The 13,174-nt window shown below is 35.6% G+C and carries 13 protein-coding genes; 6 read left to right on the top strand and 7 right to left on the bottom strand.

Annotation, left to right across the window (positions count from 1 at the left end; translation table 11 throughout):
• Nucleotide 1: 1 nt before the first annotated feature.
• On the bottom strand, nt 2–751 hold the full coding sequence (locus tag ACFRAE_RS05355; protein ID WP_422796098.1) for a segregation and condensation protein A: 750 nt from the start codon (nt 749–751) through the stop codon (nt 2–4).
• 151 nt (nt 752–902) lie between these two features.
• Here ACFRAE_RS05355 and dxs point away from each other — a divergent pair, with 151 nt between their 5' ends.
• A complete protein-coding gene (gene dxs, locus ACFRAE_RS05350) occupies nt 903–2,831 on the top strand; it encodes a 1-deoxy-D-xylulose-5-phosphate synthase (RefSeq protein ID WP_422796097.1) in 1,929 nt (642 codons plus the stop codon).
• A gap of 352 nt (nt 2,832–3,183) precedes the next feature.
• Nucleotides 3,184–4,611, top strand: coding sequence for a chromosomal replication initiator protein DnaA (gene dnaA / locus ACFRAE_RS05345; RefSeq protein WP_422796096.1), 1,428 nt, complete (start codon nt 3,184–3,186; stop codon nt 4,609–4,611).
• Between the two features lie 135 nt (nt 4,612–4,746).
• On the opposite strand, the gene ACFRAE_RS05340 is transcribed toward dnaA, so the two are convergent.
• The 6 genes from ACFRAE_RS05340 to ACFRAE_RS05315 form a co-directional block, all read right to left on the bottom strand.
• Nucleotides 4,747–5,118, bottom strand: a complete 372-nt coding sequence (locus ACFRAE_RS05340; RefSeq protein ID WP_422796095.1) for a hypothetical protein — start codon at nt 5,116–5,118, stop codon at nt 4,747–4,749.
• Nucleotides 5,119–5,426: 308 nt separating this feature from the next.
• On the bottom strand, nt 5,427–5,807 hold the full coding sequence (locus ACFRAE_RS05335; RefSeq protein WP_422796094.1) for a hypothetical protein: 381 nt from the start codon (nt 5,805–5,807) through the stop codon (nt 5,427–5,429).
• Between the two features lie 77 nt (nt 5,808–5,884).
• Nucleotides 5,885–6,913 (bottom strand): tetraacyldisaccharide 4'-kinase, encoded by a 1,029-nt coding sequence (gene lpxK / locus ACFRAE_RS05330; protein ID WP_422796093.1) that lies wholly within the window; start codon nt 6,911–6,913, stop codon nt 5,885–5,887.
• A 2-nt stretch (nt 6,914–6,915) separates the two neighbouring features.
• Nucleotides 6,916–7,374 (bottom strand): gliding motility lipoprotein GldH, encoded by a 459-nt coding sequence (locus tag ACFRAE_RS05325; protein ID WP_422796092.1) that lies wholly within the window; start codon nt 7,372–7,374, stop codon nt 6,916–6,918.
• Nucleotides 7,375–7,395: 21 nt separating this feature from the next.
• Entirely contained in the window at nt 7,396–8,769 is a 1,374-nt protein-coding gene (locus tag ACFRAE_RS05320) for a PSP1 domain-containing protein (RefSeq protein WP_422796091.1), read from the bottom strand.
• A gap of 10 nt (nt 8,770–8,779) precedes the next feature.
• On the bottom strand, nt 8,780–9,922 hold the full coding sequence (locus ACFRAE_RS05315; protein ID WP_422796090.1) for an ATP-binding protein: 1,143 nt from the start codon (nt 9,920–9,922) through the stop codon (nt 8,780–8,782).
• A 129-nt stretch (nt 9,923–10,051) separates the two neighbouring features.
• Here ACFRAE_RS05315 and dnaN point away from each other — a divergent pair, with 129 nt between their 5' ends.
• From dnaN to ACFRAE_RS05295, 4 genes are read left to right on the top strand one after another with little or no spacing between them, the layout of a single operon-like run.
• A complete protein-coding gene (gene dnaN, locus ACFRAE_RS05310) occupies nt 10,052–11,173 on the top strand; it encodes a DNA polymerase III subunit beta (RefSeq protein WP_422796089.1) in 1,122 nt (373 codons plus the stop codon).
• A 12-nt stretch (nt 11,174–11,185) separates the two neighbouring features.
• Nucleotides 11,186–11,839, top strand: a complete 654-nt coding sequence (locus tag ACFRAE_RS05305; RefSeq protein ID WP_422796088.1) for a DedA family protein — start codon at nt 11,186–11,188, stop codon at nt 11,837–11,839.
• A 27-nt stretch (nt 11,840–11,866) separates the two neighbouring features.
• Nucleotides 11,867–12,526, top strand: a complete 660-nt coding sequence (locus ACFRAE_RS05300) for a DedA family protein (protein WP_422796087.1) — start codon at nt 11,867–11,869, stop codon at nt 12,524–12,526.
• A gap of 48 nt (nt 12,527–12,574) precedes the next feature.
• Nucleotides 12,575–13,147, top strand: coding sequence for a CAP domain-containing protein (locus ACFRAE_RS05295; RefSeq protein WP_422796086.1), 573 nt, complete (start codon nt 12,575–12,577; stop codon nt 13,145–13,147).
• The last annotated feature ends 27 nt before the right edge of the window (nt 13,148–13,174 follow it).

Below are 13,174 nucleotides of genomic sequence, written 5' to 3'. Positions count from 1 at the left end.
ATTAGGATACTCGTTTTTCAATCCAGAAATTATTGTATCCTAAGCCTACTTGAATATTCAGTAGCTTTTGCTGAAGCATTTCCAATACCGCCAGGAAGTTGTAGACAAATTGAACTTTATTTTGAGAATTTTTAGCAATCGCATTAAAATCAAGGGTATTATTAATTTCCACTAAGTCAGCAATGGCTTTTTTTTGTTGCTCAATGGTGTAAGGATATTTAATTACAGTATGTTTAACTTCTTGAATTCGATTATTGTAATTGTACATCAACCGTTCATACACTAACATGAGTTTGTAAAGATCAAATGAAGAAAGTTCTTCTTCCAGTGTTCTTGTTCCTGTATGGGCTTGTTTTAAATCATAATTGATATTGCCCCTTTCAAATAGCTTGGATTTATTTTCTTCGAAGACCCGAAGTTCCTCAGAAACTTCTTTAAATTGTTTGTAGAGTAATAGTTTTTGTACTAATTCTTTTTTAAGATCGATTTCATTTTCATGCTCATCAAATTCTGGTCTAGGCAATAGCATCTTAGCTTTGATACGCATCAGGGTAGATGCTACAAAAATAAATTCACTAGCCAATTCAATATTGAGGGATTGCATAAGCTGTAAATACGCTAGGAAATCGACGGTAATTTTAGAAATAGGAATTTCATGTATATCCAATTCATCTCGTTCAATAAAGAATAAGAGAAGATCAAAGGGACCTTCGAATTGTTCCAATTTTATTTGATAATTTTCTGATTCCATAAAACAGGTCAAAAATAAGTATTAATAGCCATAATAATTAGGTTTTTAGTGGCTAAATAGCAAACAATAGCCAATTAAAATTGTATATATATATTCTAGAGTTAAAAGAATAAATTGTTACTTTGTATCTCATTTGGAAATTTTTCAAGTTATGCAGATAGAAGCGGGACCCTTATTAAAGCAAATACAGTATCCGGAAGATTTAAGAAATCTGAAGGATTCACAACTTGAGGAGGTTTGTAAAGAACTGAGGCAATATATTATTGATATTGTTTCGGTAAATGGTGGACATTTTGCTGCTAGTTTAGGCGTAGTAGAATTAACTGTTGCATTACATTACGCACTAAAGACTCCTTATGATCAAATTCTTTTTGATGTTGGCCATCAAGCCTATGGTCATAAAATACTTACGGGTAGACGGGAACTTTTTCATACAAATAGGGTATTAGGTGGTCTATCTGGATTTCCTAAACGATCTGAAAGTGAATATGATGCTTTCGGAGTTGGTCATTCATCGACTTCTATTTCTGCAGCTTTAGGTATGGCTGTGGCTTCTGAATATAAAGGGGAGAAAGATCGACAACATGTAGCTATTATCGGTGATGGAGCTCTTACTGGAGGCATGGCCTTTGAAGCGCTTAATCATGCTGGAATAGAAAAATCCAATTTATTGGTTATTCTGAACGACAATTGTATGTCCATAGATCCTAATGTAGGAGCTATGAAAGAATATTTAACGAATATAACGACCTCAAAGAGTTATAATCGTTTTCGTGACGAATTAGTCTCGGTACTTGCTAAAATTTCTAAGAATGGTCCGAATGCTTATGGCTGGGCTAAAAAGATAGAACAAAGTATTAAAGGTACATTGCTGAAAAACGCAAATCTTTTTGAATCCTTAAATTTCCGGTATTTTGGTCCTGTTGATGGACACGATGTGAATAAATTGGTGAAGACCATAGAAGATCTTAAATACATCAATGGTCCCAAATTATTGCATGTAGTTACCGTAAAAGGTAAAGGGTATGCGCTCGCGGAAAAAGATCAAACGAAATGGCATGCACCAGGTTTGTTTGATAAAATAACGGGAGAAATTAAGAAAACGGTACCAGATAAACCCCAACCACCAAAATATCAAGATGTCTTTGGACATACATTAGTGGAGTTGGCGGAAAAGAACGATAAAATTATGGGCATTACGCCGGCAATGCCTAGTGGTTCCTCATTAAACATCATGATGAAAGCAATGCCTAATCGTGCATTTGATGTGGGTATAGCAGAACAGCATGCTGTAACATTCAGTGCGGGCCTAGCTGCGCAAGATTTAGTGCCATTCTGTAATATCTACTCCTCTTTTATGCAGCGAGGGTATGATCAAGTAATTCATGACGTGGCCTTGCAAAACCTGAATGTGGTGTTTTGTTTAGATCGCGCAGGTTTGGTTGGAGCAGATGGACCTACACACCACGGCGCTTACGACATTTCCTTTATGCGTTGCCTTCCTAATATGGTGGTATCATCCCCAATGAACGAAGAAGAGCTACGTAATTTAATGTACACGGCTCAATTATTAGATAAAGGTCCGTTTACCATTCGGTATCCAAGAGGAAACGGTGTGATGCCGGATTGGAAGCTTCCTTTCAAAGAAATTCCTATTGGTAAAGGCCGAAAAATTTGTGATGGTGAAGAGATTGCTGTATTGACTTTTGGACACATAGGTAATGAAGCCAGTAAAGCGATATTGAATTTACGAGAAGATGGTATACATCCAGCACATTATGATTTACGTTTTGCTAAACCATTGGATGAAGAGTTGCTGCATGAGGTTTTCAAGAAATATACTAAAATTATTACGGTAGAGGATGGCTGTTTAATCGGTGGTATAGGCTCAGCAATATTGGAGTTTATGGGTGACCATCAGTATCAAGCACAGGTTATTCGTTTGGGTATTCCAGATACCATTGTCGAACATGGGGAGCAAAAAGAATTGTGGTCTATATGTGGTTATGATGCGAATGGCATCGAACAACAAATTCGAAAATTAACAAAAGGAATTAAAACAGAAAGTTTGGTCGGATAATTGCTCTTTATGGGTGGTTTGTCAAAGACCTTTATATAAAGTAAATGGAAGCCATACAGCTTCCATTTTTTTATTAAAAGTTTTCCACAATCAGTTTTGCTTGCTTAATTTTTGCTTTAAAAATTAGGCTACAAAAATGAGCTAAATTCAATTGTTAATAAAATAATTTTGAGCTAATAATTTGACTATTTTTACTTAAAATTATCACTTAAAACATTAATAATCAACAAGCTGTCTTTTTTTTGATTTTTTAATTTTTTAGCTCAATTTTTTTTGTCATATTCGTTGTAGGCAAAAGTTATAAACAGATTTTTTGTCAAATATTGGTTATCAAGTTATTAACAAAATAAGAATGGAAAAAACGTGTACAAGTGTTTGGGAAAATTGTCTTTCAGTAATAAAAGATAATATTCCAACGCAAAGTTTTAAAACATGGTTCGAGCCCGTTAAAGCTGTACGTCTTGAAGGAAACGTTTTAACTATTCAAGTGCCAAGCTTATTTTTTTATGAGTGGTTGGAAGAGCATTATGTGGGTATACTGAGAAAAACAGTAAAGAAGTTTTTGGGTGAGCAAGGCAGATTAGAGTATAACATTGTTGTCGAAAAATCATCAGCCAATACTCCTTATACTACAAATATTCCTTCTAATGGTAATGGTGCTGAAGGTAAAAAACAATCTATTCCAATTCCAGTAGCAATCAATAAAGATTTTAAGAATCCATTTGTATTTCCAGGGTTAAAGAAAATGCAAGTAGATCCTCAATTGAATCAAAATTATACATTTGATAATTTTATTGAGGGAGAATGCAATCGTTTAGCGCGTTCAGCGGGTTATGCTGTAGCGAATAAACCGGGAGGTACTTCTTTTAATCCATTGATGGTTTATGGCGATGTGGGATTAGGAAAAACGCATTTGGTTCAAGCAATCGGTAATGAAATTAAACGTAATCTACCCGATAAATTAGTGATATATGTTTCTTGTGAAAAATTCTGTCAACAATTTGTAGATTCTTTAAAGAATAATACAATCAATGACTTTGTAAATTTCTATCAAGCTATGGACGTCATCATTATGGATGATGTACATAATTTCGCGGGAAAAGAAAAAACACAAGATATATTCTTTCATATTTTTAATCATTTACACCAAACAGGAAAACAAATTATCTTGACTTCGGATAAACCACCTAAAGATTTGTCTGGTTTAGAGGAGCGGTTGTTGAGTCGATTTAAATGGGGCTTATCTGCAGATATTCAGATTCCAGATTTAGAGACTAGAATGGCAATCTTGAAGAAAAAGATGTATTCCGATGGTATTGAGTTGCCGGAGAATGTCGTAGAGTATGTTGCCAATCAAATCGATAACAGTGTACGTGAACTAGAAGGAGCAATGGTTTCATTACTTGCGCAATCAACCTTAAATAAGCGTGAAATCGATTTGAATCTAGCAAAGTCTATGTTAAAGAACTTTGTAAAGAATACGCACAAGGAAATATCTATGGAATATATTCAAAAGCTTGTTTGTGAATATTTTGAAGTACCGGTAGAAATGGTCAAATCGAAAGTACGTAAACGAGAGATTGTTCAAGCAAGACAGATTTCAATGTACTTGGCGAAGAACCATACGAAATCATCTTTAAAATCAATAGGTAATTTTTTTGGAGGACGGGACCATTCTACAGTTATATATGCTTGTCAAACAGTAGAAGATTTAATAGAGACTGACAAGAAGTTTAAAACATACGTTCAAGATATTCAAAAGAAATTAAAAGCTTCTTAAAGACTTATCTTAAACAGCATAAAAAAGGAGTGCCATTACATTGGCACTCCTTTTTTATGAACTAATAAATTCACAAGTAAAAGGGTCAACCAGCTGGTTGACCCTTTTACTTGTGAATATTTAAAGATCTGTTAATTATTGAACCGCAGGTTCTGCTTCAGGCTCTTTCTTTTTAGTCTCACGTTGTTCTACGATTTTAAGATACAAGGGTTTTTGTTCTTCCGTCAATAGCTCTACTACTTTAGTATCTAAATCTGCTGTTAACGCTTGAATTTGTTGTTTTTTAGTTTCCTCTGTTTGAGCAGTGTCTGCTTTGATTGCTAATTTTGCTTTTTTATGCTCTAAAACAATATTATAAACTTGAACTTGTTGTTCTTCCGTTAACTTTAATTGGCTTGTCCATTCCGTCACTGTTGCTTTTGCTTTTTCTTCAGGATTGATGTCTTGTGCAAATGTCAGAGTTAGTGAAAATAAAACTGCGGATACTGCTAAAAATAACTTTTTCATGATTTTAAAATTTTGTTTAACTATTTATGATTACTCCGTTTTCTTTACACTAATAACAGTTGATATTTAATTTTATTGTATTATTTGTATCAGGTTTGTTACTATTTAACATTTCTTAACAAGATAAACATTCTATTTCTAGGCCTTATGTTTTTATTAAAAGAGGCTCTATGACCCTATAAAGCGTATTATTAATTAAATTATCATGCGTATAGCTATATGTTTCACCATTTATCTAAAAAGGAAGGATGTACCCCATAAAAAAAGCATCCCGGTTTAGGATGCTTCACATGTTTTACACAGATAGATTAGTTTCTATCTCTTTTTGGGCCTCTTTCCCCCCATTTTTTGTTAAGCTCTTCGTATTTTTTAGCTTGTTCAGGAGTAAGAATTGATTTAATCTTTGCGGTTTGTTTTTCTCTAACTGCTTTAAATTTTTCCATTCTAGCTTCTCTTGATTCTTTATCATTGGAAAATAAAGCCTGCTGATCTTTCGAGAAGCTTGTACTCCATTTCGTAATCGAATCTTTTTGAATCTTTGTTAATTTTAATTCTTTATCTAAATTTTCAATCATACGCTTAGCTCTTTCTTCAGGAGAAGGCATATTTTGACGATTTGGCCTATCTTGTGCTTTACTTAAATTAATAGCCAAACACAACATGATGGTTGTAAAAAGGAAATTTTTCATACTGTTCATTTATAATCTTCACTAAAAATCAGTAAAAAAAACGTAACTAACTCATGTTTAGCAGAGTTTAACCTATGTTAAGGTTTATTAACACAGGTAATAATGTGTTGAAAGAAATCATTTTCCATTTCAATTTTCGTTTGAATAGGTAAATAATATAGGGGATACGAAGCGAGTTTAGAGACATCCAGACGTTGGGCATCTTTCTCTGTCGTCAAGATTATTTTATGCGGGTTTTGGTAAGCCTCAAATGCAGATATGATCCTATGATAATCAGCTTCTGTAAAAAGATGATGATCCGGAAATTTGAGGTGTTGTAGAATAGTCGATTTATTTCCCAGGTAATCCAGCAGAGGTTGAGGGTTTGCAATACCTGTAACTAAGAGTATCTGTAGATCAGAATCGATGGAAGGGAGCTTAGAAAAGCTATTTAAAGCTATTGGTTCTAAGTATGCTATAAACGAATAATAAAGCTTCACAGAAGGGTTATACCGCCGTATTTTCCGCGCAATAGCCACTCTTTGTAAATCGCTAATTTCGTGGGGCGATTTGCTTATCACCACCATATCGGCTCTTTTTGTTTGATTCATCGTATCGCGCAAATTACCGGTAGGCAATAAAAGCATGGGTTTTTGCAAGCTTGTAAAATCAAAAACTAGAATATTACACTTTCCTGTAATTTTACGATGTTGAAAAGCATCATCTAAAACAATTAAGTCATGATCCTTTTGAAGTATTTCAATGCCTTCTGCGCGATTTTCATCCACCGCTATGGTCATGTTCGGAAAATTCTTTTTGAACTGTAAGGGCTCATCCCCTACGGCTAAAACAGGGTCAGACAATTGAACAAGTCTAAACCCCTTGGTCGTTCTACCATATCCCCGACTTAAGGTGGCTATTCGAAATTTATTTCCAAAATGCTTGAGAAGCAATTGAGTTAGCGGGCTTTTGCCAGTTCCACCAATAGCTAAATTGCCGATAACAATAGTTTTAACAGGAAAAGTCTTTGATTTAAAGATACCGATATCGTACATCTTGTTTCTTACCAAGATTATCAAGGTATATAAGATGGTAAAAGGAAAAAGAAACCATCGCAACAATTGCATCGCTATTTGGATATTAACTTGATTCCGATATCATTAACGCCAATTAAAGGGTTATCACGCATATTTTGTTCTATCGTAAATACATATTTCCCTGTATCGGGAAACGTGATATTTTCTTGAATTAAATTGGAGTGTTCGTAAAGATTGCCTGCCGAATTACCAGTCCATTTACCGTCAAGTTCTGCAAGTTTTAATTCATAACGGATTGCGGTATCCTTCAGTCCAGCCCCTTCTTGACGAAGTAATACATAGCAATTGGCATAAGGATAAAATGCCGTATGTCTTAAATTAATAAAAAGATCATAAGATTTCTGACTTTCGCTAATATGAACGGCAAATTCTGGGGTAAAATCGTAATCCCATTTTTGGGTTGGGATTACGGTATTTTCTTCATAGAAAGCCTTTTGCTCACAAGATGCAAATAAAATTATGCTCATACCTAAAATGAATAAAGCTTTCATTTCTAATCAGATTAAATTGAACTATTGCGGATTTCCTTCTGTTGGTTTATTATTCGAATTATTCCTTCTATTTCTATTTTGAGGTCTTCTTTTATTCGTTTTATTTTGTTCAGCAGGACCTTCTCCCTCCTTTTGTTTTGGAGCCTGAGGTTTATTTTGAGGCGCTTTTTGTTCCGTTTTAACCTTTGCTGTTGGAGCAGACGGTTGTTTAACTACCGCCGTTTGTTGATCGTTTTTATCGCGAGTAGGCTTTTTAACTTTCTTTTTCTTTTTCTTACGATTTCTGTCGTCCAATCGCGTTAAACTATCCTGCCCGACCACATTTTCATAATCTGGAATTGCAACAGATGTTTCTTCATCTTTCTCCGGCGCAGTCAAATCCTGTGCTTTTTTACCAGCACTGTTTAGTTCAGCAAGTTCTCTAACATGTTCTACAGTCAGCGGAATCCAACTTTCGGCACGCGGATAAGAAAACCACATGATTCTTTTGAAGATATCCGTTTTTTGTAAGTATGCTATGCCTGATTCCGTTTCTATGCGATCCACATTATTGGGTATATCCTTCAATGCGTCCATGTAACTATCCAGTTCATAGTTGAGACAGCATTTCAATTTACCACATTGACCCGCAAGTTTCAAGGTGTTTAAAGACAGGTTCTGATACCTGGCTGCCGATGTAGAAACCGTTTTGAAGTCCGTCAACCAAGTAGAGCAACAAAGCTCACGACCACAGGATCCGATACCTCCAAGACGACTTGCCTCCTGGCGCATCCCGATTTGTCGCATTTCAATACGTATGCGGAAAGCCTCGGCCATTCGTTTAATTAATTCACGAAAATCCACACGACCCTCAGCGGTATAATAAAATGTCGCTTTGGTTTTATCACCTTGATAATCGACATCTGAGATCTTCATGGATAAGCCCAATTCTAAAGCAAGATTTCTTGCTCTATGCATGGTTTCCCATTCCAAGTCTTTCGCCATTTGATACTTAGCGATGTCATTTTCATTAACCTTTCTGTAGATTTTTTTGACAACATCTTCCGCTTTGACGTTATTCTTCTTTAACTGAAGCCTAACCAATTCACCCGTAGACGCGATGTGTCCGATATCGTATCCACCTGTATTTGGTTCAACAGCGACCATTTCGCCCATTTCCAAATACAAATTGTCGCTATTTACAAAGAACTCTTTTCTAGAGCCTTTAAAACGAACTTCAACAATATCAAAAGGTTTATAATTTGAGGGCAAGTCCATGTCGACAAGCCAATCGTATATATCTAATTTATTACATCCGCTGGTCATACAGGTCCCGTTGTTATTACAACCAGCAGGCACTGTACCAAGTGTCTTGCTTCCACAACCTCCACCGGATGAGCAACTGCCACATCCCATATTTTCTATTTTATATATATTGAGTTCCCTTAGGAAACGTATTGTATTTGAATAATAAAACTAACTGCAAAGATAAATCTAAAAATAATATTTTAGGATTAGCGTTTCTTTCCACAGAATAATGTGTTTTTTCCAACTGATCTATGGCTGTTTCTAATTTTTCTAAGCTGCTGATCTCGCTGAATTTCTTCACAAAATCCAGTTCTTCACCTTTTAAAAACACCATTTGGCCTAATCCTTGGTTCAAAAGTACGATTTGTCTAAGCATATTAATCGAATAGACAATAAATAACTTTAAGTTCTCTCTTCCAAGTTTACTAAACTCCTCTTCACAGAGCTGTATAATATTTAATCCGGCATCGGTCACAATACAGCGTAACCAGCGAATTAACAAATCAAAGTTAGGATTTATTTCATCTTCCAGTTGCTCCAAGGCAGACTGTACATTCCCATCGGCAATAAATGCAATTTCTCGAGCTCTAGCTTCAGGAATATGCCTTTGATGAATGAGGTATTTCAATAAATCTTCCTCCTTCAATTTATTGACTTTGACCAATTGGGTTCTGGAGATGATGGTATTTAAAATCTTGTCTTGATTTTCGGCCACCAACAAAAACAAGGTTTTCTCTGGTGGTTCTTCTATTAACTTCAATAAAGCATTCCCTTGGCTGTCCAAATATTCCGGCAACCACATGATTAAAACCTTATATTCTGCTTCAAAAGATTTTAAACTCAGTTTTTTTATGATGCTATGCGCCTCAGCAATATTTATGTTCGCTTGCTTATTTTCAACATCCAGCTGGCTTCGCCAATAGCTTAAGTTTAAGTAAGGATTATTGATAAACGTTTTCCGCCAATCATCCATGTAATGGCTTGCCGTTTCGTCTGCTTTTTTTGCAAAAAATGGAAAGGAGAAATGTAAATCCGGATGAATAAGCTTTTCGTATTTATTGCAAGAAGAACAGGTACCACAACTGTCCTGTTCAAGTTTTTGCTCGCAATTTATATATTGTGCATAAGCCACGGCAAGGGCTAGACTTCCAGAACTCTCAGGGCCTAAAAACAGTTGTGCATGACTTACTCGGTTATCCCGAATAGTATCCAATAAATGTTGTTTCAGCTCCTCATGGCCAATAATTTTTCTAAACTGCATAGCTCTTCATGCAAATGTACGAATTTATACTTACTGCTTTTGAACATTGTACTGCGAACTGGCATCAGCATGATAAAACTTTAGATTCTTTTCTGTATTATTGCATATAAAATCTATTAACAACAGGAAATGAGATTTATAGTATCCACCTCTATTTTACTTAAACAATTACAAGCGATTAGTGGCGCTTCCAGCTCTAGTACCGTGCTCCCAATATTGGAAAATTTTCTCTTTGAAATCAAGGATAACATCTTGACGATCTCTGCGACGGATTTACAAACCAGCATGGTGACCAATTTGCAAATTGAAGCAAAGGAAGAAGGAAGGGTAGCCATGCCATCCAAAATATTAATTGAAACGCTGAAAACCTTACCGGATCAACCCGTTGCCTTTTCAGTAGATATCAACACCTTGGCAATAGAAATTTCTGCTGGGGATGGTAAATACAAATTAAGTGGTGAAAATGCGGATGACTTTCCTAAGATTCCTGTGATCGATAACATCTCTACAGTAAGCATCGCTGCACCAACATTATTAGAAGCAATCAACAAAACTATTTTTGCAGTCAGCAACGACGAATTACGCCCTGCAATGTCTGGAGTATTGGTTCAGTTGTCTGAGCAAAGTACCACTTTTGTTGCTACAGATGCACACAAATTGGTTCGCTACCGCCGTACAGATGTAGGAGCTGAAAAACCGACCTCCTTAATTTTACCTAAAAAAGCACTTTCTTTATTGAAATCCTCGCTGCCATCTGATGATGTGACGGTTTCAATAGAATATAATACCACCAATGCCTTTTTCCAATTCGGTAACATTAATCTTATTTGCCGTTTAATTGATGAGCGTTATCCGGATTATGAAGCGGTTATTCCTCGATTAAACCCGAATAAACTAACAGTAGATCGCAATTTATTTTTAAACACCTTACGTCGTGTCGTTATATTTGCAAATAAAACGACTCATCAAGTTCGTTTAAAAATTTCTGGCAGCGAATTACATATCTCTGCGGAAGATTTGGATTTTTCCAATGAAGCACACGAACGTTTAAGTTGTCAATTTGAAGGCGAAGACATGGAGATTGGTTTCAATGCGAAATTCCTTGTCGAAATGTTAAATAACCTAAACTGTGAAGAGGTGGTATTGGAAATGAGCACGCCTAACCGTGCTGGATTATTAGTACCTGCTATCAAGGCAGATCACGAAGAGATTTTAATGTTGGTTATGCCAGTAATGTTGAACAATATTTAATAAAAAAGAACATTGGAATTTATTTACGCTATTATTGACTTTATTCTCCATATTGATGATCATTTGGTAGAAATTGTCAATAATTATCAGACTTGGACATACCTGATTTTATTTCTCATTATTTTTGCAGAAACAGGTCTTGTTGTTACTCCTTTCCTTCCTGGAGACTCCTTACTATTTGCTGCAGGTGCAATTATTGCAAAACCGGAAACAGATTTAAACATCTTTGTGATGTGCATCCTGTTAATTTTTGCAGGGATTATTGGAGATATGGTAAATTACCATATTGGTAAATACATTGGCCCCAAGGCCTTCAGTGGCAAACTGCCCTTTTTGAAAAAAGAATATTTGGAACGTACCGAGAAATTTTACGATAAATATGGTGGAAAGACGATTATTTACGCTCGTTTTGTACCTATCGTAAGAACTTTTGCACCATTTGTTGCCGGAGTTGGAAACATGTCCTACGCTAAGTTTGCATCCTATAATGTCATAGGTGCTATTGTATGGGTAACTTCTTTTCTTTTTATAGGTTACTTTTTTGGTGGCTTACCATGGGTAAAAGACAATTTTACTATTGTAATATTTGCTATTATTATACTTTCTATACTTCCTCCAGTGATCGAAGTAATCAGAGAAAAATATTTTAAAAAGAAGGAAGCCTAAAAGCTTCCTTCTTTTGTTTAATGGAATATGGAACTATTAAAAACAGTAATCGATTTCATTCTTCATATCGATTTATACCTTATCGACATCGTCCAAGACTATCAAACATGGACTTACCTCATTTTATTCCTAATCATTTTTGCTGAAACAGGTTTAGTCATTACGCCATTTCTTCCTGGAGACTCTGTTTTATTTGCTATGGGGGCTTTAATTGCAAAACCTGAAACCCCATTGAACATACTGTTTATGTGGGGAATTTTAGTCTTTGCGGCTATTTTAGGCGATTTTGTAAACTATGAAATTGGGAAGCATTTTGGTTTGCGGGTTTTTCGAAAAGAGTCTAACATATTTAAACCTGCATATTTAGAGAAAACCCAAAGCTTTTACACGAAATATGGTCTTAAGACGATAATTTATGCGCGGTTTATACCCATTGTCCGTACGTTTGCTCCTTTCGTTGCAGGGCTGGTAAAAATGGCTTATGCAAAATTTGGGATTTATAATATTGTTGGCGGTTTTTTATGGGTCAGTTTGTTTTTATTTGCGGGGTATTATTTTGGTCAGATTCCATTGGTTAACGATAACTTTTCCATTGTGATTGTCAGCATCATTTTCATATCACTCCTTCCTCCATTGTTGGAAGTTTTCAAAGGCAAGCTCAAAAAAAAGAATAATATTACCAAGTAATTTTAAACGCTTCCACCAAAAGTTAGTCTTTAAAAGAAACACTTGCCTATGCGATACCTATTGATATTCACTTTATGTTGGATAAATCCATTATTTGCACAAAAATCAGTACAACTAGATCGTAAAGAAGCTAAAAAGGCCTTTCATTACCTGAATGAATTTCGCACAAACCCTAACCGAGAGGCTAGAAAGCTGGGCCTTCGATCCATTAAAAACGTCAGTGAGTTTCCTTTAGTTTGGAACGAGGACTTAGCGAAAGCAGCCGAAGAGAAGGCTTTAGATATGGCTAAGCGCAATTACTTTGACCATGTGGATCCTAAAGGATTCGGCCCCAATTATTATATTCATAAAGCGGGATATTCACTCCATAAAGATTGGATAAAAAACAAATCCACAAATAATTTTGAATCCATCGCGGCAAATCACGAAACGGCCATTGCCGGTATTCAGGCCTTTATCATAGGGAAAGGCTCGCCGGGATTTATGCATAGAAAACATGTGCTGGGTTTAGATGAATGGAATGGATCGTTGAAAGATATTGGCATCGGGTTCGTAAGGGTGCCTAGGGGGGCTACGTATAAAACTTATCTCTGTGTATTAATTGCTAAACACGATTGGTAATTAGGGTATTTACTTTAAATGAAGTTT

Source organism: Sphingobacterium sp. HJSM2_6 (genome assembly GCF_049316305.1).
In the GTDB taxonomy this organism is placed as follows: Bacteria; Bacteroidota; Bacteroidia; order Sphingobacteriales; family Sphingobacteriaceae; genus Sphingobacterium.
Note: the sequence above shows the minus strand (reverse complement) of the source record. Positions and strands in the feature narration are given on the sequence as shown.